The sequence below is a fragment of the Pseudomonas sp. NFPP12 genome, from assembly GCF_900103205.1.
Taxonomy (GTDB): Bacteria; Pseudomonadota; Gammaproteobacteria; order Pseudomonadales; family Pseudomonadaceae; genus Aquipseudomonas; species Aquipseudomonas protegens.
On sequence record NZ_FMWW01000001.1, the window covers coordinates 1,429,263 to 1,447,138 of the forward strand.

Annotated in this window: 16 protein-coding genes; 3 read left to right on the forward strand and 13 right to left on the reverse strand. The window is 66.7% G+C overall.

Features of this window, described 5'->3' with window-relative positions; genetic code table 11:
- Positions 1 to 31: 31 nt before the first annotated feature.
- The 5 genes from iolD to iolC all read right to left on the reverse strand — a co-directional run bounded on the left by iolD (position 32) and on the right by iolC (position 6,687).
- Positions 32 to 1,969, reverse strand: coding sequence for a 3D-(3,5/4)-trihydroxycyclohexane-1,2-dione acylhydrolase (decyclizing) (gene iolD, locus BLS75_RS06115; RefSeq protein WP_072452263.1), 1,938 nt, complete (start codon positions 1,967 to 1,969; stop codon positions 32 to 34).
- Entirely contained in the window at positions 1,966 to 2,868 is a 903-nt protein-coding gene (locus tag BLS75_RS06120; RefSeq protein ID WP_072452264.1) for a TIM barrel protein, read from the reverse strand. The genes iolD and BLS75_RS06120 overlap by 4 nt, the downstream gene beginning before the upstream one ends.
- A gap of 36 nt (positions 2,869 to 2,904) precedes the next feature.
- Positions 2,905 to 3,711: a 5-deoxy-glucuronate isomerase gene (iolB, locus tag BLS75_RS06125; RefSeq protein ID WP_072452265.1), complete on the reverse strand. Its 807-nt coding sequence runs from the start codon at positions 3,709 to 3,711 to the stop codon at positions 2,905 to 2,907.
- A complete protein-coding gene (iolE, locus tag BLS75_RS06130; protein ID WP_072452266.1) occupies positions 3,708 to 4,616 on the reverse strand; it encodes a myo-inosose-2 dehydratase in 909 nt (302 codons plus the stop codon). Before iolE ends, iolB begins: the two co-directional genes overlap by 4 nt.
- 130 nt (positions 4,617 to 4,746) lie before the next feature.
- Positions 4,747 to 6,687 (reverse strand): bifunctional 5-dehydro-2-deoxygluconokinase/5-dehydro-2-deoxyphosphogluconate aldolase, encoded by a 1,941-nt coding sequence (gene iolC, locus BLS75_RS06135; protein ID WP_072452267.1) that lies wholly within the window; start codon positions 6,685 to 6,687, stop codon positions 4,747 to 4,749.
- Between the two features lie 315 nt (positions 6,688 to 7,002).
- On the opposite strand from iolC, the gene BLS75_RS06140 reads away from it, so the two are divergent.
- Positions 7,003 to 7,923 (forward strand): MurR/RpiR family transcriptional regulator, encoded by a 921-nt coding sequence (locus BLS75_RS06140; protein WP_072452268.1) that lies wholly within the window; start codon positions 7,003 to 7,005, stop codon positions 7,921 to 7,923.
- Positions 7,924 to 7,942: 19 nt separating this feature from the next.
- On the opposite strand, the gene BLS75_RS06145 is transcribed toward BLS75_RS06140, so the two are convergent.
- The 3 genes from BLS75_RS06145 to BLS75_RS06155 all read right to left on the reverse strand — a co-directional run bounded on the left by BLS75_RS06145 (position 7,943) and on the right by BLS75_RS06155 (position 10,693).
- Positions 7,943 to 8,212 (reverse strand): DUF7660 family protein, encoded by a 270-nt coding sequence (locus tag BLS75_RS06145; RefSeq protein WP_053157953.1) that lies wholly within the window; start codon positions 8,210 to 8,212, stop codon positions 7,943 to 7,945.
- Positions 8,213 to 8,227: 15 nt separating this feature from the next.
- On the reverse strand, positions 8,228 to 9,148 hold the full coding sequence (locus tag BLS75_RS06150) for a DHH family phosphoesterase (protein WP_072452269.1): 921 nt from the start codon (positions 9,146 to 9,148) through the stop codon (positions 8,228 to 8,230).
- Positions 9,149 to 9,223: 75 nt separating this feature from the next.
- Positions 9,224 to 10,693, reverse strand: coding sequence for a MocR-like pyridoxine biosynthesis transcription factor PdxR (locus BLS75_RS06155; protein ID WP_072452270.1), 1,470 nt, complete (start codon positions 10,691 to 10,693; stop codon positions 9,224 to 9,226).
- Positions 10,694 to 10,785: 92 nt separating this feature from the next.
- Between BLS75_RS06155 and BLS75_RS06165 the strand changes: the two genes are divergently transcribed.
- Both BLS75_RS06165 and BLS75_RS06170 read left to right on the forward strand, forming a co-directional pair.
- Positions 10,786 to 12,009 (forward strand): multidrug effflux MFS transporter, encoded by a 1,224-nt coding sequence (locus tag BLS75_RS06165; RefSeq protein ID WP_019094283.1) that lies wholly within the window; start codon positions 10,786 to 10,788, stop codon positions 12,007 to 12,009.
- A gap of 268 nt (positions 12,010 to 12,277) precedes the next feature.
- Entirely contained in the window at positions 12,278 to 12,889 is a 612-nt protein-coding gene (locus tag BLS75_RS06170; RefSeq protein WP_053151029.1) for a glutathione S-transferase, read from the forward strand.
- Positions 12,890 to 12,981: 92 nt separating this feature from the next.
- On the opposite strand, the gene hcnC is transcribed toward BLS75_RS06170, so the two are convergent.
- The 5 genes from hcnC to BLS75_RS06195 all read right to left on the reverse strand — a co-directional run bounded on the left by hcnC (position 12,982) and on the right by BLS75_RS06195 (position 17,859).
- The gene (gene hcnC, locus BLS75_RS06175) at positions 12,982 to 14,235 is read right to left on the reverse strand and encodes a cyanide-forming glycine dehydrogenase subunit HcnC (RefSeq protein ID WP_019094282.1); all 1,254 of its coding nucleotides are present in this window, start codon (positions 14,233 to 14,235) and stop codon (positions 12,982 to 12,984) included.
- Positions 14,228 to 15,637 (reverse strand): cyanide-forming glycine dehydrogenase subunit HcnB, encoded by a 1,410-nt coding sequence (hcnB, locus tag BLS75_RS06180; protein ID WP_011060874.1) that lies wholly within the window; start codon positions 15,635 to 15,637, stop codon positions 14,228 to 14,230. Before hcnB ends, hcnC begins: the two co-directional genes overlap by 8 nt.
- Complete coding sequence (hcnA, locus tag BLS75_RS06185; protein WP_011060873.1) at positions 15,634 to 15,951, reverse strand: cyanide-forming glycine dehydrogenase subunit HcnA; 318 nt, start codon at positions 15,949 to 15,951, stop codon at positions 15,634 to 15,636. Before hcnA ends, hcnB begins: the two co-directional genes overlap by 4 nt.
- Before the next feature lie 389 nt (positions 15,952 to 16,340).
- The gene (locus BLS75_RS06190; RefSeq protein ID WP_072452271.1) at positions 16,341 to 17,282 is read right to left on the reverse strand and encodes a hypothetical protein; all 942 of its coding nucleotides are present in this window, start codon (positions 17,280 to 17,282) and stop codon (positions 16,341 to 16,343) included.
- A gap of 190 nt (positions 17,283 to 17,472) precedes the next feature.
- Positions 17,473 to 17,859, reverse strand: a complete 387-nt coding sequence (locus BLS75_RS06195; RefSeq protein ID WP_072452272.1) for a hypothetical protein — start codon at positions 17,857 to 17,859, stop codon at positions 17,473 to 17,475.
- Positions 17,860 to 17,876 lie beyond the last annotated feature (17 nt).

Sequence of the window (17,876 nt, forward strand, 5' to 3'; positions counted from 1 at the left end):
TGTACTCCTGTGGTTGTTCGGTTGGGGAGCTTCAGTACTGGCGCGCCTTGGCCAACTGCTGATCGATAGCGGCGGCCGCGGCGGCCACCCTCTCACTGCCGCTGACCTCGGCCACCGCCACATGCCACCAGGACAGGTAGCCGTGGAGCATGGTCTTGGGCAGCACCTTGATATCGATCAGGGTCGAGACCCGCTGCAGCCGGGCGTCCGCCAGGGCGACGTGGAGCTGCTCCAGGTTCCTCACCTTGTAGGTCTTGCAGCCGTAGGCCGCGGCGCTCATGGCGTAGTCCACCGGGATCAGGCCACCGTCGAGCTGGTCGCTGTCTGGGTTGCGGTAGCGGAACTCGGTGGCGAAGCTGTCCAGGCCCTGGCCCAGCTGCAGGTTGTTGATGCAGCCGAAGGCCATGTTGTCCAGCAGCACCACGTTGATCTTGCGTTGCTCCTGGATCGAGGTCAGCAGCTCCGAATGCAGCATCAGGTAGGAGCCGTCGCCCACCAGGGCATAGACCTCACGCTCGGGGGCGGCGAGCTTGACCCCCAGGGCCGCGGCAATTTCATAACCCATGCACGAATAGCCATATTCCACGTGGTAGGTGTTGAGCCCCTTGCTGCGCCAGCTGCGTTGCAGGTCCCCGGGCAAGCTGCCGGCAGCGGCGACAATCACCGCATCGTCGGCCAGGGTCTGGTTGAGCACCCCCAGCACCTGGCTCTGGGTCAGGCAAGAGCCGGTCAGCTCGATGAACTCGCGCAGCACCGCCGGGTCCAGCGCGTCGTTGACCTCCGGCACAAAATCCTCGCCCTGATAGTGCACGCCGTGGACCCGCTCCAGCTCGGCATCCAGCTGCCCCCTGGCCTCGGCCACCCGAGTGCCCCAGCCGGCGCGGTAGGCGCTGCCGGCCAGGGCCTCGCCCAGTGCCTGCAAGCCGGCCCGGGCATCGGCCAGCAGTTGCACGCCATCGAGCTTCACGGCATCGCCGGGGTTGATATTGAGGTTGAGAAACTGCACCTGGGGGTGCTGGAACAGCCACTTGGACGAGGTGGTGAAATCGCTGTAGCGGGTACCGACGCCAATGATCAGGTCGGCCTCCCGGGCCAGCAGGTTGGCCGCCAGGCAGCCGGTTTCACCGATGCCGCCCACGTTCAATGGATGGCTGGACAGCAGCGCGCTCTTGCCGGCCTGAGTCTCGGCCACCGGGATCGCGAAGCGCTCGGCAAAGGCCTGCAGGGCCTGGTTGGCCGCGGCGTACTTGACCCCGCCACCGCAGATCAGCAACGGCTTGCGCTTGCCCCGCAGCAGCGCCACGGCGTCCGCCAGCATCGCTTCGGTGGGTGGCCGCCGGTCGATGCGATGCACCCGTCGGGCGAAGAAGCTCAGCGGGTAATCGTAGGCCTCGGCCTGCACATCCTGGGGCAGCGCCAGGGTCACCGCGCCGGTCTGGGCCGGGTCGGCCAGCACTCGCATCGCCTGCAGCGCCGCGCTCATCAACTGCTCCGGGCGGTTGATCCGGTCCCAGTATTTGCTCACCGCCTTGAAGGCATCGTTGGTGCTGATGCCCAGGTCATGGAACTGCTCGATCTGTTGCAGCACCGGGTCCGGCTGGCGGCTGGCGAACACGTCGCCGGGCAACAGCAGCAAGGGAATGCGGTTGGCCGTGGCGGTGGCCGCAGCGGTCAACATATTGGCCGCGCCGGGGCCCACCGAAGCGGTGCAGGCATAGACCTTGCGCCGCAGGTGCTGCTTGGCAAACCCGATGGCGGCATGGGCCATGCCCTGCTCGTTGCGGCCCTGGTGCACCCGCAATTGGCCCGGGTCCTGCTGCAGCGCCTGGCCGATGCCCAGCACATTGCCGTGGCCGAAGATCGTAAAGACCCCGGCAATGAACCGGCTCTGCTGCCCGTCCACCTCGACGTACTGGTTATCGAGGAATTTCACCAGGGCCTGGGCCATGGTCAGTCGAATCGTGCTCATCTGTGTTCCTTCAATGGCCATACAGCACTCTCACTGTTCTTTGTGCGGAAGCCGGCTTGCCGGCGCCTACAAGGGGGGCAGGCCAGGGCCTGGCGCAGGTGCCGGATACTGCGCTCCAGAGCCTGCTGCAGGTCCGGTCGATCGTGAACGCTCGCGGCAAAGGGCTCGAAGGACAGGTAGCCGCGGTAACCACCCGCCAGCAACGCGGCGATCTGCGTCGTGTTGCCCAGCCGGTCCGCCGCGCCCACCAGCACCCGATGACCGTCCCGCAGCGCTGCCAGAGGCAGTGGCGGCCCCTCGACACCGGAGAGGTGCACCAGCCCGGTAAGCTCGGCGAACAGCTGGGGTTCGCCGGCCAGTGTGTGGTGGAAGGTGTCGTGCACCAGGCTCAGCACATCCAGCGCGCCAACGGCGCGGATCGCGTCCACGGCGCTGCGCTTGTCACGCAAGGCGCACTCGGCAAACCCCAGGGGTTCGACAAAACCGCGCAGGCCATGCTGGCGAAGAACCTCCGCGATCCGGGTCAGGGCAGCCGTCAGCCCCTGGGCCCGCTGGCCCGCGCTGCGCCGGTCGCCGGGGTCGTTCAGCGGGCACAACACCAGGCCCTCGGCACCGCAGGCGCGGGCATAACCGGCCAGGTGCAGCAACTGCTGGCGGCGCTGTTCATCCCACAGGTCGAAGGGGTACAGGGCATTGATCGACAGCAGCCGGATGCCACGCTGCTCACACAGCTCGCGGACCTGCTCGGGGGGCGTGCCATCCTCGATCTCCACACCCTTGAGGTCATTGCGCAGCTCCACCCCATCGATCTTCAAGGCCAGTGCCAGGTCAAGAAAATCCGCCAGAGGCAGGTGCGGTGCGACCATTCGGTTCAAGGCAAAACGCAAAGGCTGAGTCATGTTCCAGCTCCCCGAAAATCGGCAAAGGTGCGTCGTTCACAGATCCAGCAGCCAGCTGTGCCGGGGGTCATTATGGAACTGCCAGACCCGCTTCGGCCCGGCCATCACGTTCAGGTAATAGGACTCGTAGCCATAGGGCACGCTGACCGGGTGGTACCCCCTGGGCACCACCACCAGGTCGTGGTGCTCCACCGCCATGGCCTCGTCCAGGCTGCGGTCGTCGGTGTAGACCCGCTGGAAGACAAAGCCCTGGGGCGGGTTGAGCTGGTGGTAATAGGTCTCTTCCAGAAAGCTCTGGCGCGGCAGGTCGTCGGTGTCGTGCTTGTGCGGCGGGTAGCTGGAGGAATGTCCGGACGGCGTGCGCACCTCCACCACCAGCAGGGAATGGGCCGGCTCGCTGTCGGGCAGGATGTCGCAGACGTAGCGAGTATTGGCGCCCTTGCCGCGCACGCTGCGCCTGCACTGTTCCGGGCGGATCAGCCGAGGGCCGAGGTCGTTATCGACTGCCCCCGGGGCGGCACACACAGCGATCTGCACATCGCTCAAGGCGGTGACCCGGGCCCGGCTGCCCGGCGGCAGGTAGGCAGCAAAGGGGGATTTGTCCTCGAACACCGATTGCCGGTCACCCAGGTTGGGCCACTGGAAGGCGCCCTGGGGCGCTTCGCCCTGCACATCGATACGGCCGCTGAGCAGCACCAGGCACAGCTCCTTGTCGCCGGCGCTGACCGGCAGGCTTTCCCCCAGGCCCAGGCGGTAGGCACTGAACCCCACGTATTCCAGGGCGCCCTCTTGCAGCTGGACCATGGTCCGGCCCTTTGCAGCGCTTTTAACCAGCAGGCTCATTGGGCAGCCCTCCTGCGTTGCAGGCCAGCGTCCAGCAGGGCCCGCAGGGTGTCGTAACCTTTTTTCGCGTAGACATAGCTCGGCGCCACCGCCGGGTCCTGCTCGGCCTCCACCACCAGCCAGCCCTGGTAGCCTGCGTCCAGCAGCACATCGAGCAAGGCGGCGAAGTCAATGTCGCCATCGCCGGGCACGGTGAAGGTGCCGTTGACGATGCAGTCCGGGAAGCTCCACAGGTTGTTGCGCGCCAGTTGCACCACCGGCTTGCGCACGTCCTTGAAATGCACATGGCACACCCGCCCGATATGCCGGCGCAGCACCTCCAGGGGTTCGCCGCCGCCCATGTAGCAATGGCCCGAATCGAACAGCAGGCCGACTTCCTCGCCGGTCAGGCGCATCAGCGTGTCGATGTCCGCCGGGGACTCGACGTAGGCGCCCATGTGGTGGTGATAGGCCAGGCGCACGCCCTGGGACAGGGTGAAACGCGCCAGCTCCGTGAGTTTGTCCGCGTAATCCTGCCAGGCCTGTGCACAGTGGAAGCGCGGGCGCTCGATCAGGCGCACCGGCAAGCCCTGGATCGAGTCGGCCACTTCGCCGTAGACCAGCACCGAGGCGCCGTTGCGCTTGAGCAGTTCGACGTGGCTGGCAATGGCGTCGATTTCCTCGGCCACCGAACGCCGGGCCAGGCGGCTGGAGTACCAGCCCGAGACCAGCGCCAGGTCATAAGGGCGCAACACATCGCCCACGCCCTTGGCGTCCTTGGGGAACTTGCCGTTGAGTTCGAAGCCTTGGTAACCGATCTCGCGCCCTTCGCTGAGGGCGGTGCTCAAGGGCGTTTCACCGCCCAGGGCCGGCAGGTCGTCGTTGCTCCAGGAGATCGGGTTGATGCCAATTCGGATCGCGGGCATGGCTGCACCTTTTGTTGTTATTCATGAAAGCGTGGAGAACGGCCTTGCACTCGCAGGAACTGGCTTGCCAGCGAAGGCACCGGCGAGCCTGGCACCAGGCTCAAGCCCCTCTTCGCCGGCAAGCCGGCTCCTACACAGGGCGGGCGCTGCGCCAGGCGTTGATCAGTTGCTCGAAGGTGCCCTGCACTTGCCGGATCAGGGTGTCGTCGTCGATCTCCCCCGCCAGCCACGCTCGGCTGGGCTCCTGGAAAATCGTGCGGCCCACGGCAAACCCCCGGCAGGTGCGGCTGTCGGCCGCTTGCCGGAAGCCCTCGGCGAGGGCTTCGGCCGAGGCATTCAAGCCCAGCAGCACCACACCACGGCAATACGGGTCGCGCTCCTGGATCAATTCATCGAGCTTTTTCCATTCCTCGGCCGACTGCGCTTCGATCTTCCACCACGCGGGGTAGATGCCCAGGTTGTACAGGCGCTTGAGGCTGCGGTAGAGCACCTCGGGATGAGCGCCGGGCAGGTCCCTGGGCGGGATGATTTCCAGCAGCAGCTCATGCCCGCTGACCTGGGACGCCTGGTACAGGCCACGGATCTGCGCTTCCTGTTCCAGGCGCAGCAAGGGCTCGTCGTCCGGGTGAAATTGCACCAGGCACTTGATGATCTGTTCCTGGGGCCAGGCGATCAGGTTGCTGCCCACCGAGCGCCCGTGCTCGAACGCCAGGGGCCGCGAGCCCTGCACTTCCACCGGCCGCGCCACCCACCAGCCGCGCCCGGTGGCGGCGTTCAGCGCCTCCTGGCCGAAGCGCTGGTCGGCCAGCAGGCCGACATCGGCCTCGATGCCCCGGCGCCGCAGGTCGGCTTCGACCCGCTGCACCGCGTCTATGAAGAGTTGCTTGAGCTGACCGATGGCCTTGAGCTCGCGACCACCTTGCTGCGCCAGTTCCACCAGTTGCCCACGGTGGTCGAAGGCAAAGACGAACAGGGGCTTCCAGGCCTTGCGCGGCACACTGACCTGATGCAGGCGTTGCAGCACCGGGTCCTGGTCGGGACGGGTGATGGGCACCGGGCTGCTGAACAGATAGTCCAGTTCGGCCCGGGTCGGCATCGCCGGGGCGCAGGCGTGGCGCGACACCACCAGGCCGCCGCAGGCGTTGGCCAACTGGCAGCAGCGCTCATCACTGGCCTCTTCCAGCCAGCCACTGAGGAAGCCGGACATGAAAGCATCGCCGGCGCCCAGCACGTTGAGCACCTCCACCCGCACACCGGGGTAGATCGCCCCGTCTTCCAGGCGCTCCGGAATCTCGCCGTGGATCACCGTGCACCCTTGCGGGCCAAGCTTGACCACCAGGGTCGCGGCACTCAGTGAACGCACGGTGCGCAAGGCCGTCAGCAGGTCGTCGCTGCCGCCGGCAATCAGGAATTCCTCTTCGGTGCCGACGATCAGGTCGAAGCGCGGCAGGATGCCCTGCACATGCTGGCTGACCTGCGGGTCGGCCACGAACCGGGTCTGGCCGTCGGCCTTTCCCGCCAGGCCCCAGAGCACCGGCCGGTAGTCGATGTCCAGGACCCGCTTGACTCCGTGCTTTTGCGCGTAGTCCAGGGCCTGCAGGCTGGCCCGGTAGACGCCGTCGGTGGAGAAATGGGTGCCGGTGATCAGCAGGGCCTTGCTGGAGGCGATGAAGGCTTCGTCGATGTCGGCGGCGCACAGCGCCATGTCCGCGCAGTTCTCGCGGTAGAACACCAGGGGGAAGGTTTCGCGGTCCTTGAGGCCCAGCAGGACCAGGGCGGTGAGGCGCTGCGGGTCGACCTTGACGGCGCTGACGTCACAGCCTTCGCGCACCAGCGACTCCAGCAGGAAGCGCCCCATGTGATCATCACCGACCCGGCTCAGCATCGCCGACTTGAGGCCCAGCCGTGCGGTGCCAAAGGCAATGTTCGCCGACGAGCCGCCGAGGTATTTGGCAAAGCTTGCGACGTCCTCCAGCCGGGCCCCCACTTGCTGCGCGTAGAGGTCGACGCCCAGGCGTCCGAGGCAGATCAGATCCAATTGACGCCCACTGGCAAAACGAGTCTGGCCCATGCTGGCTCCTGTTATTTTTATCAGCCGCTGCCTGCCGTCGCGCACTGCCCCGGCAGGCCTACTTGGTGGATGCAGACTAGAACGTCTCCCGGCACCAATCAATATTTATTCTATAAATTTTTTACGTGGAATATTTTTTCCATTAAACTTTTCTGCAATGCCCAAGGCTGCGCCGTGCATCGTTTCAGCAAGGCGCCCGGGGCCCGGCCCCTCAAGATTTTCCCGGCGCCGACCCTGTAGACTGCCCGCAGCCCATTTATTGTCAGGGGGCGACGCCCGCGATCGCTCCCATCAGTACCCTCAGAAGGATCCGTTATGTCCCGCACCGATCAGCCGGCCCTGCCCGATCGCACGCCCGAGAGCGACCTTGCCAGCCCTCCGGCCAATGCCGAGCGGCTGCTGCAGTTGATCACCGAGGAGTACGAGAGCCTGCCGCGCCAGCTCAAGCGCATCGCCAGCTACATGAGCCAGCAGAGCGACCGGATCATGGTCGACCGGATCAGCGACATCGCCCGCGAGTGCGAGGTGCACCCTTCGGCCATCGTGCGTTTTTCCCAGCGTTTCGGCTTCAGCGGCTTCAGTGAAATGCAGGCGCTGTTCCGCGAGGCCTACACCCACAAGGCCACGCCGGTGCAGAACTACCAGCAGCGCATCCGCAGCCTGATCGCCAACAAGTCGCAGAAGGCCAGCGACGGCGACCTGGCGCGCGACTGCATCAGCGCCACCCTGTCGGGGATCGAGCGCCTGGGCCTGGAGCTGGACGACGCGGCCTTCGAGCAGGCCGTGGACCTGGTGGTCAACACCGACAATATCTATGTGGTGGGGGTGCGCCGCTCCTTCGCCGTGGCCGACTACCTGGTGTACAACCTGCAGCACACCAACAAGCGCATCCACCTGGTGTCGGGGCTGGGGGGCAGCTACCGCGAGCAGATGCGCAGTATCCGCCCCAACGACCTGGTGATCGCCATCAGCTTCACCCCCTACGCCAAGGAAACCCAGCACTGCCTGCGCATTGCCCAGCACAACCAGGCCAAGACCCTGATCATCACCGACAGCACCCTGTCGCCCCTGGCCAAGCGCGCCAACAGCGTGCTGCTGGTCAACGAGGGCAGCTCCTTCGCCTTCCGCTCACTGAGCGCCACCCTGTGCCTGTGCCAGGCGCTGTTCATTGCCGTGGCCTACCGCCTGGAACTGAAGATGGACGAGATTCACGAACAGGGCGGCTTCGACGACTAACCCTTCGGCTGGCGCGGCGCTATTCGTAGATCTTGCCGCAGTACAGGAACACCGCGAAGCGCTGCCAGGGCGAAGCCTCCACCAGCCCCTGGGTGGCACCGATGCCGGTGGCCTCGGCCCAGGCGTGGGCGCCGTCGAGAAAATCCTCGATGCAATGGTTCTGCCAACTGTCGGCCTCGCCGGCCTGGGCCATGCGCTGCGCCTGGCGGCGGTCGGCAATCAGCGCCTGGACGAAGTCGAGGAAGCTCTGCTCGTCATGCACCTGCTGCAAGCATTGTTCAAGGTCCATTGGGGCTCTCCGGGGTCAGGACGTTGCCTGGAGCGCCAGGCCCTTGCGCAGCAGTTCCTTGCGCAGGATCGGCCGGCCCGGGCAATGCACGCCGTCCAGGGTGCTGCACTCTAGCAGCCGTTCCAGCTTGCGGGCACTGCCCGGGCTGCCGGTCAGCAGGTAGCTCGTGCCTTCGCCGAGGCTGATCAGGTTCAGCAGCCAGTCATCGCCCCACTGCCCCAGCACCTGCTCGATCAGGCTGCGCTGGCGCACCAGCAGGCCCTGGGCATGCCACAGGGTCAGTTGGGCGAAACGCCGCGGCAGGTTGCTGGACGCTTCGAACACTTTCAGGTCCTTGAGCAGGGCCTCGGGCAATTGCGCTTCGATCTGCTGCTGGCACTCCTTGAAATAGTCTTCGGGCCAGTCGGGGCCCAGGCCGGCCAGCGCGGCCAGGTCGGCGTAGGCCTGGCGGTCCGCCGCGGTGCACCCCTGGTCGGTGAAGTTCAGGGTGTTGTCGAGAATGCCCGCCGCCAGCAGTTTCGCGCTGTCGCGGCTGATCCTGGGCAGCAACCCGGAGTCGCGCCAGCGCTGGTAGACCTGGGTACAGGCGGCGCCGATCTGGCGGATATCCGCGTGCTGGCCCAGGCGCTCATTCCAGAAGGCCTCGAAACCCGGGTGATGGTCGATGACCTCCACCACACGGTCCAGGTCCACCAGCGGGTCCAGGTGCAGGTGGTTGGAAATGTCCACCAGCACGAACTGCTCGGTCCCTTGCGGAACATGGGCGTCCAGCCCCTTGAGACGCTGGCGGAAAGTGCCCGGGATGCTCTCATTGAGCGGCGCGCTGCTCAGGGCCCGGGCCGGGCGGCCGCTGAGGTTGAGCCATTCGGCATAGGCAATGCAGCCGGCGTAGGCGTCGATATCCAGATAAGCCGCGCCGGCGGTGACAATGATCATGACGTCCCTGTAATCCACAAAGGCCGGAGGCCGGGGCGCCGAGGGTGCCTGAGCCACATGACAGCCAGATGACAGTCAGCGGCCTTCTACAGCCCCTGCCTCCGCCACCAGCAGCGCCGCCAGCCGCGAGCCGCTGAAGCGGATTTGCGCCAGGCTCAGGGCCGCGTAGCCGACGATCACCGCCGCCGGCCGGCGCACCTGCTGGCAGTGCTCGGCCAGGCCCTGCAACAGCAGGCCCTGCTGGGCCGCGCGCTGGCGAAAGCGCGCCTCATCGCTGCCCGGCGGCAACGTCAGCAGCAGGTGCAGCCCGGCCTGCTGGCCGCTGATGCTGTAGCAGCCTGGCGCTTCACTGGCGAGGATCGCCAGCAGCAGGTCGCGGCGTTCCTGATAGGCCTGGCGCGCCGCCCGCAGATTGCGCAGGAAGGCGCCGCTGGCGATGTAGTCGGCCAGGGCCAGTTGCTCGATCACCCCCACCGAGCGCCCGGTGTCCTGCAAGGTGGCCAGCAACCGCGGGCGCAGGCGCTCGGGCAGCAGCATGAAGCCCACCCGCAGGCCGGCGAACAGGGTCTTGTTGAAGCTGCCGCAGTAGATGACGCGGTCGTCCCGGTCCAGGGACTTGAGGGCCGCCAGGGGCGCGCTCTGGTAGTTGAATTCGCTGTCGTAGTCGTCCTCCACCACCCAGGCCTCGCTGTGCCGGGCCCACTCCAGCAGGGCCAGGCGCCGGGACACCGGCATGGTCATGCCCAGGGGCGCCTGATGGGCCGGGGTGACATAGACCATGCGGGCATCCTGATGGTGTTGCAGCTGCTGTACATCGATCCCGTCCTCCTCCACCGGAATCGGCACCAGCCGCGCTCCGGCCAGGGCGAACAGGCTCCGGGCCGACAGGTAGCCGGGGTCTTCGAGGCACACCTTGTCGCCCGCTTGCAGCAGGCTGCGGGCCAGCAGGTCGAGGCCATGGCGGATGCCGGTGGTGATCATCACCTGCTGCGGCTCGCAGGCGATGCCCCGGTGCTGCCCCAGGTACTGGGCGATCTGCTGGCGCAGGGCCGGCAGGCCGCCAGGGTCGGCGTCCCACAGCGACTGCGCCGAGGCATTGCCCAGGGCCCGGGTCAGGGAGCGGGTCCAGCGTTGCAGGGGAAACAGCGCCGGGTCGGCCAGCCGGGCGACAAACGGCTGGCCGGCCCGCACGCTGAGCGGCGGGTACGGCGTCTCGCTCTCGCTGACGATGGGTGCCGCCGCCCGTGCCGGGGCGCTCAGGTACAGGTCCGGCACCACCGCGCAGACCCGGGTCCCGGAACCGCTGGCCCGGCTCACATAACCTTCGCTGCGCAAGCGGTCGAAGACCACTTCCAGGGTGCCCCGGGACAGGCCCCAGCGCTGGGCCAGGGTGCGGGTCGAGGGCAAGCGGCAGCCGGCCGGCAGGCGTTTTTCCAGGATCGCCTGGCGCAGGGCACTGTAGGCGCTGTCCTGTTTGCCCGGGGCTTCATCGCAGTGCTGGGGCAGCGGCAGGTCGAGGGGCACGGGGTGTTTTCCACGGCTCATAGTGGTCCAGTCAAAAGCGGCCTAAATGGTGCTCGGCATTAAACCACAAACCCCTTAATTTCAGCGCCATCGCCCTCTGCCCCGAGCCTGCCATGCCGCCCGCCAGCCCCATCACCACCCGCTCCATCGCTGTTGAACGCCCCCTCGCCCCCTGGCTCTGGACCCTGTTGCTGCTGGTGGTGGTCTGCCTGCCGCGGATCAGCATCGACCTGTACCTGCCGGCGCTGCCGGCCATGGCCGACCAACTGGGGGCCAGCGACGCCCAGCTGCAACTGACCCTGAGCCTGTACATGCTCGGCTATGCCCTGTCGATGCTGCTGGGTGGCCCGCTGTGCGACCGCTATGGCCGGCGCCCGGTACTGCTGGCGGGCACAGCGCTGTTTCTCGCGGCCAGCCTGGCCTGCATGCTGGCCGCCAGTGTCGAAGTACTGATGGCCGCCCGCCTGCTGCAGGCCCTGGGCGGTTGCTGCGGCACCCTGGTGGGCCGGGTCATGGTCCGCGACCGCTGCCCGCCCGAGGAGCAGCCGCGGCTGCTGGGGCTGTTGTCCATGGGCATTGCCCTGTCGCCGATGCTGGCACCGCCCCTGGGCAGCCTGATCGACCAGTTGCTGGGCTGGCGTGGCCTGTTCCTGTGCCTGAGCCTGGTGGCCGCGGCGGCCTGGCTGCTGATGTTCAAGCGGCTGGCCGAAACCCGCCCGCCGCAGCTCGCGCCAGTGGCCGTGAAAAGCCTGCCGCGCCTGTACCTGCGCCTGCTGGGCGAGGCCTACTTCATGCGCTATTCCCTGGCCATCGGCTGCCTGTACTGCACCTACTTCCCGTTCATTGTGCAATCGCCGGCGCTGTTGCAGCGCCAGCTGGGGCTGTCGCCCACGGCCTACGCCCTAGTGTTCGCCGCCACCGTGGCCGGCTACCTGATGGGGTCGCGACTGTTCCAGCGCCTGGGGGTACGCCACAGTGCCGACCGCCTGATCACCGCGGCCTGCCTGTTGAACCTGGCCGGCGCCGGCCTGTTGCTGCTCACCCGCAGCCTGTGGCCCGACAGCCTGTGGGCCATCGTGCTGCCGATGCTGGCGCTGATGCTCTCGGTGGGCCTGGCGATTCCCGCCTGCCAGCTGGCGATCCTGCAGCCCTATGCGGCGGTTGCGGGCACCGCCTCGGGGCTGTTCTTCTTTATCCAGATGGCCATGACCGCCGGCTGCGGGCTGCTGGCCAGCCTGCTAGCGGACAGCCCGGCGGGCTCGCTGCAGGCCCTGACCGGCCTGTTCAGCCTGGCCCTGGGGCTGGCCTGGTGGTGCCTGCGGCCACGGCGGCGGTAGGCGCCGGCTCGGAACGCCTTCCTGCACCCCTGTAGCCGCTGCTGAGCCTGCGAAGCTGCGAAAGGCCGGGCCGCGTTCGGTACGCAGGGCCTGGCTTGGCGGCCTCCTGCCGAACCTCTGGCGCCTTCAAGATCCCCGCGTCTCCTTCGGAGCCGTTCGCAGCCTGCGGCAGCGGCTACAGGTTTGCACTGTGCAAGGCCGCTTCAATACCGCTAAATTGGCCGCGCCTTTCCCATCCGTTGTGCCGTTCAAGACAAGGAAATACGTGATGAAGCTTATTGGAATGCTCGATTCACCCTACGTGCGCCGCGTCGCCATCAGCCTCAAGAGCCTGGGCCTGCCCTTCGAGCATCACTCGCTTTCGGTGTTCAGCACCTTCGAGCAGTTCAAGGCGATCAACCCCGTGGTCAAGGCCCCGACCCTGGTCTGCGAGGGCGGTGAAGTGCTGATGGATTCGAGCCTGATCATCGACTACCTGGAAACCCTGGCCGGCCCGCAACGCAGCCTGATGCCCGCCGCCCTGCCCCAGCGCCTGCGTGAGCTGCGGCTGGTCGGCCTGGCCCTGGCGGCCTGCGAGAAGTCGGTACAGATCGTTTACGAGCGCAACCTGCGCCCCGCGGAGAAACAGCACGGCCCCTGGCTGGAGCGGGTTGGCGGCCAGTTGCAAGCCGCCTATGGCGAGCTGGAGCAGGAGTTGCAGAAACAGCCGCTGCCCCGGGATGGCTCCCTGGGCCAGGCCGGCATCAGCCTGGCGGTGGCCTGGAGTTTCAGCCAGATGATGGTGGCGGACCAGTTCAACCCCGGGCAATTCCCGGCAGTACGCGGCTTTGCCGAGTACGCCGAACAATTGCCGGTGTTCCTCGCCACCCCCGCCACCTGAGCCGCACCCTCCCCGTAGGAGCCGGCTTGCCGGCGAAGAGGCCCGCAAGCCTCGCAGCGCCTTCGCTGGCAAGCCAGCTCCTACAGCAGCGGTCAGGCCGGTTCGGGCTGTTTCTTCACGGCGGCAGTGGCGAAGCGCCGGGCCAGGAAGGGGGTGATGTCCAGCGGCAGGGCTTCGTCGTTCACCAGTTTGTCCAGCAACACGCCGGTGATGGCCGAGGTCAGGATGCCGGTGCGGAAGTGCCCGCAGGCATTGAGGTAGCCTTCGACCCCATCCATCGGCCCGAGGATCGGCAGCTCATCCGGCGAACCCGGGCGCAACCCCGCCCAGCAGCGCTTGAGGTTGACATGGGCCAGCTCCGGTACGCAGCGCACTGCGCCCTGCACCAGGCCGTTGATCTCCGGGTAGGTGGTGGTGACGTCGAAGCCCTTGTCCTCGGTGGTACTGCCGATCAGGATCTCGCCGTTGTCCTTCTGCGCCATGTAGCAGTCGCTGGTGGTCAGGCAGCCGTTGAGCAGCTTGGGCATGCGCTCGGTGAGAAGGATCTGGCCCTTCACCGGCTTCACCGGAATCTCGATGCCGGTGGCCTGCAGGCTGAGCTCGGCGGCCCAGGCGCCGGCGGCGTTGATCAGGGTCGTGCAGCGGAACAAACCAGCAACGTCGGTCTTCACCCCGCTGACCCGATTGCCCTGGTGCAGGACCCCGGTGACGTTGGTGTTGAAGTACACATCCACGCCGTTCTGGCGTGCGCCTTCGGTGTAGGCGTCGGTGAGGCGGAACGGGTTGACCTGGTGGTCGCAGAGGAACTCCAGGGCGCCCTGGGCTTCATGGCTGACATTGGGTTCCGCGGCGCGCAGGGCCGCCTGGTCGAGCCAGCGTACCTGGTCGCTCAGGTGCGGGATGCAGCCGACGATGTGCTCGGCGTACAGCCGGTCTTCCTCGTCATAGATGACGAACTTGAGCCCGGTCTGCTCGAACTTGAAATCCATGTTGTGCAGGCCCATCAGCTCGCGGTGCAGGCGCGGGTACAACTCGTTGGACTGCAGGGCGAAGTCGAAGAACGACTGCGGCAGGATGTGCGGAGTGCTGGAATCCACCACCACCGCCGAACCCTGGGCCTCGCGCTTGCGGTTGGCCGACATCATGCGAAAGAAGATCACCCCGCAGCCCAGCCCCACCGACTCGCCGATGGCCCACAGGCCGCCGGCCGAAGCGCGGCTGGCGTTGCCCGGGCGCTTGGCGTCGATCAGCGCCACCTTCAGGTCCTTGCGCTTGGACAACTGGTAGGCGCAGGAAGCGCCGATCACGCCGCCACCGGCAATGACCACGTCGTAATGCTTAATCATGCTGGGAGACCTCCTGGTCAGACGGCGGGAACGCGGAAAACGGAATCGGGTCCAGGGGGAAGCGCGGGCGGATCCAGCCCACGTCCTTGCGCCCGGTGGCCTGGCGCAGGCGGTCGCTGCAATAGCCCACGCACATCCGCCCCTGGCAGTCGCCCATGCTCACCCGGGTGCGCATTTTCAGGCTGGCCATGTCCTGCACGCCCTGGCTCAGGGCACGCTCGATGTCGTTGCGGGTGGTGTGTTCGCAACGGCAGATCACGGTGTCGCCCTTGGGCAGCTCTACCTGCCCGGCGCCACGCGCGGTATAGCGGTCCACCGCACCACGAAAACGCAGGATCGAGGCCAGCTTGCGCTCGTAACCCTGGCGCCGTTGCAGGGCCGCTTCGTTGCTCAGTACGCCACGCTGCATGAGGATCGACAGCGCGGCGATACGCCCGCTGAGCATGGCCGCCTCGCCGCCGCGGATGCCGCCCATGTCGCCGGCCAGGTGCACGTGGGGCTCGCTGCTCTGCTGCCAGGCGTTGGCGCTGGCGCGCAGGTAGCCGTCGTCGCTGAAGTTGTGTTCCAGGCCCATCTGCTGGCTCAACTGGGTGCGCGGGATGAAGCCGTAGCCCACCGCCAGGGTCTGGGCAGCAATGCGCTGGGCCTTGGCCATGTCCGGCTGCCAGTCGCTGGAGTACGGCGCCACGGTGACCACGCTCAGGGCGTCCTGGCCCTGGGCTTCGACCACGCCCCAGCCATAGCGCAGGGCAATGCCGTGCAGCTTGAGGTAGGCGAGCATGCTCAGGCCGTCGAGAAACAGTTGCGGCTTGTTGAGCATGGCCAGGCTCTGCTTGGCGATCTTGCCCAGGGCACAAGCCTCGTAGACCCCCGCCACGCGCACGCCGGAAGCATGCAGCTGGCACGCCACCAGGGGCAGCAAGGGGCCGGTACCGGCGATCACCACCGGGCTCTGGGGCTTGACCACCCCGCTCTTGATCTGCAATTGCAGGCCACCCAGCAGCTTGACCCCGGGCAGGGTCCAGCCGGGGAACGGCACACTGCGTTCATGGCAGCCGGCGGCCAGTATCAACTGCTCGTAGCTGACCTGCTGCACCTGCTCTTCGCCATCGAGCAGCACCAGACTCTGGGTGCCCTCGGCGCCCACTACCCGGCTGTTGAGGCGCACGTCGATCATCTGTTCGTGGTCGGCGAAATCGCCGTGCAGCTTGGCCAGCATTTCGCAGTAGCGCGGCCCCAGGTAATCCAGCTGCACGCCGTCGCGCAGCGGCCCGCGGTAGACCACGCCCCCCAGGCGCGAGGCCTCTTCGATCAGGGTGCTGCGCACGCCGTGCTCGGCCAGTTCGATGGCGGCCGCCATGCCCGCCGGCCCACCGCCGACGATCACCGGGTTCAGGCTCATAACGTGGGCTCCGTTTCAGTGATGCGGTTGCTCAGGGTCTGCACCTGCATCCCCGGCTTGACCAGGGTCTGGCAGGCTCGGCGCTTGTGCCGGCCGTCGATCTGCACCAGGCAGCAATGGCATACGCCCATGCCGCAGTAGGCGCCGACCAGTTGCCCGTGATCGTTGCGCGCCACCTGGCGCAGGCCGGTGGCCTGGATCACGCTGAGGACGGTTTCACCCAGGGCGGCAGTGACTGGCTGGCCATTGAGGCTGATGGTCATGTCCGCATGCTGCAGCGGCTGAATATCGAAGTTGCGGTCTATCTGACGCATTGTGGGTTCATCCGTGAAAAATGAATGGGGTTGCCGGCGTCCCGCCGTCCATGCTGCTGCGGTCGGGACCGGGCAACGTCCCGGTCCCAAGCTGTTTGTCAGAACCGAGCGCGGGCCAATCTAGTCGGTTTGTCGGACACGGATATTGATCTGGGCCAAGCAAACGGCTGCCTCGCACCCGACGGTGGCCAGCCCTTGCAAAACTGCGATACCGCGCACAAAAACGCCGCTGGCGGCAATGGCCGGCAGCGGCGTTCGGGAAGGCCCGGGCCCGTTCGGGCCGGGCTTTATAGCTTGAATCAGTGCATGAACAGGGCGATCAGGATAATCACCGGGATCGGCACACCGAGGAACCACAAGAGTAATGAGCGCATGGGAAATCTCCTGGATCAGTGAACGGGGGTGGGGGCTACGGTGCGCGGCTGGACATCGCTTTCAAGCCAGACCACGGCGTCCCGACGACGACCGCCAAAGGTCGCCGCGAGGCTGGCGAAGAAAGCCCCGCACAACAGCGCGATAAACATCCACAGCGACGACCAGGCAGCCACCTTGGCTGCGGTGTCGGCAGCTTCCTTGGCGGCCTGCTTGGCTTCTTCCACGGCCTGGAGGGTCTTGGCGAAGACTTCATCGACCCGACGCTCGGCATCGGCCTGGCTGAGGTTGGTGCGCTGGGCCACCAGTTGCGCCAGGTAGCTGCGGTCCTCAGGGGCCAACTGGCCGTCGTTGCTCAGGGTGCGCACGAAAATCCGCGATACCGTGCCACGGGCCGCGTCATCGCTGACCGCTGCCGGGCGATCGTCGCGGAACAGGCTGTCGACGAAGTAGCCGTAGTCATCCTGGGAACCCTGGGCGGCAGCATGGCCGGCCACCTGGGTCATGGCACCGGCGGCGCCGGAAGCCACCTGGGCGCCGGCATGCACGCCGCCGCTGATGACGCTGCTGACCGACCCCACCACCAAAGTCGCGGTGACCAGGGTGGCCACGGCCCAGGCCAGGAAGCCATGGGCGGTGTCGCGGAAATACACTTCATCGCCATGCAGGTTGGCCCACTTCACCCGCAGGCGCCCGGCGATGTAACCGCCCAGGCCGGCAGCGATGATCTGCGTCACGGCCAGCCAGACAATGCTGGAAATGCCCAGGCCCTTGGCGCTGATGCCGCTGCCGGCCCAGGGCGAAACCGCGGAAAAGCCCAGGCCGAAGCCCAGCAACAGGAGGATCAGCGAAAGAGCGGCGGCCGCCGCGGCGCCGGCGAAGATCGCCGCCCAGGACACGCCCGAGTGATGACTCGAGGCATCTGCGGTGGCCAGCAGGTGTTCAGAGGGTCTGTTCATTGTTGTTCAGCTCCAGGCATGAAAAATGGTGTTACACGTCTCGAAGGGACAAGTGCAGCCACCGTGCCAGTTGCACGAACTTTATAAGCGCTTTTATTTCAATGACTTGCGATAAGCAGACAATCCCGGATCGTGCAATTTACCGGCCCGGGAGTTTTCGGGCGGGCGTTCTGCACGGCCCGCCCGGTGCTCAGGCCTGCCGGCTCCGGTAGAGCTCCCGGCCGCGGGTCCAGCACAGGTGCGCCACCAGTACCAGGATCCACAGGGCCAGCAGCAGGTTGCCCACCAGGGCCAATTGCCCGATGCCCTGCCCCCACAAGGTAAAGAGCGGCAATGCCAGCCAGGCCGAACGACGAAAATCCAGCAGCCGCATGATTCCCGGCACGGCCACCGCCATCAGGGCGATGACCAGGACGTCCAGGCCGCGATACGCCAGCATCCAGCGCGCATAGCGAGGGTCGGCAGCATAGGCCTCCAGGTAACCCGGCAGGCGCAGCGCCAGATCCACGGCGAGACTCAACAGCAGGCTGGCCACCAGCAGCCACAGCAGGCCTTTGAAACGTGATGCGTAGTTCATTGCACAACACCTTGATA

Coding starts and splice junctions, on each gene's coding strand:
- iolD (WP_072452263.1), bottom strand. CDS start 1,969: ATGAGCACGATTCGACTGACCATGGCCCAGGCCCTGGTGAAATTCCTC.
- BLS75_RS06120 (WP_072452264.1), bottom strand. CDS start 2,868: ATGACTCAGCCTTTGCGTTTTGCCTTGAACCGAATGGTCGCACCGCAC.
- iolB (WP_072452265.1), bottom strand. CDS start 3,711: ATGAGCCTGCTGGTTAAAAGCGCTGCAAAGGGCCGGACCATGGTCCAG.
- iolE (WP_072452266.1), bottom strand. CDS start 4,616: ATGCCCGCGATCCGAATTGGCATCAACCCGATCTCCTGGAGCAACGAC.
- iolC (WP_072452267.1), bottom strand. CDS start 6,687: ATGGGCCAGACTCGTTTTGCCAGTGGGCGTCAATTGGATCTGATCTGC.
- BLS75_RS06140 (WP_072452268.1), top strand. CDS start 7,003: ATGTCCCGCACCGATCAGCCGGCCCTGCCCGATCGCACGCCCGAGAGC.
- BLS75_RS06145 (WP_053157953.1), bottom strand. CDS start 8,212: ATGGACCTTGAACAATGCTTGCAGCAGGTGCATGACGAGCAGAGCTTC.
- BLS75_RS06150 (WP_072452269.1), bottom strand. CDS start 9,148: ATGATCATTGTCACCGCCGGCGCGGCTTATCTGGATATCGACGCCTAC.
- BLS75_RS06155 (WP_072452270.1), bottom strand. CDS start 10,693: ATGAGCCGTGGAAAACACCCCGTGCCCCTCGACCTGCCGCTGCCCCAG.
- BLS75_RS06165 (WP_019094283.1), top strand. CDS start 10,786: ATGCCGCCCGCCAGCCCCATCACCACCCGCTCCATCGCTGTTGAACGC.
- BLS75_RS06170 (WP_053151029.1), top strand. CDS start 12,278: ATGAAGCTTATTGGAATGCTCGATTCACCCTACGTGCGCCGCGTCGCC.
- hcnC (WP_019094282.1), bottom strand. CDS start 14,235: ATGATTAAGCATTACGACGTGGTCATTGCCGGTGGCGGCGTGATCGGC.
- hcnB (WP_011060874.1), bottom strand. CDS start 15,637: ATGAGCCTGAACCCGGTGATCGTCGGCGGTGGGCCGGCGGGCATGGCG.
- hcnA (WP_011060873.1), bottom strand. CDS start 15,951: ATGCGTCAGATAGACCGCAACTTCGATATTCAGCCGCTGCAGCATGCG.
- BLS75_RS06190 (WP_072452271.1), bottom strand. CDS start 17,282: ATGAACAGACCCTCTGAACACCTGCTGGCCACCGCAGATGCCTCGAGT.
- BLS75_RS06195 (WP_072452272.1), bottom strand. CDS start 17,859: ATGAACTACGCATCACGTTTCAAAGGCCTGCTGTGGCTGCTGGTGGCC.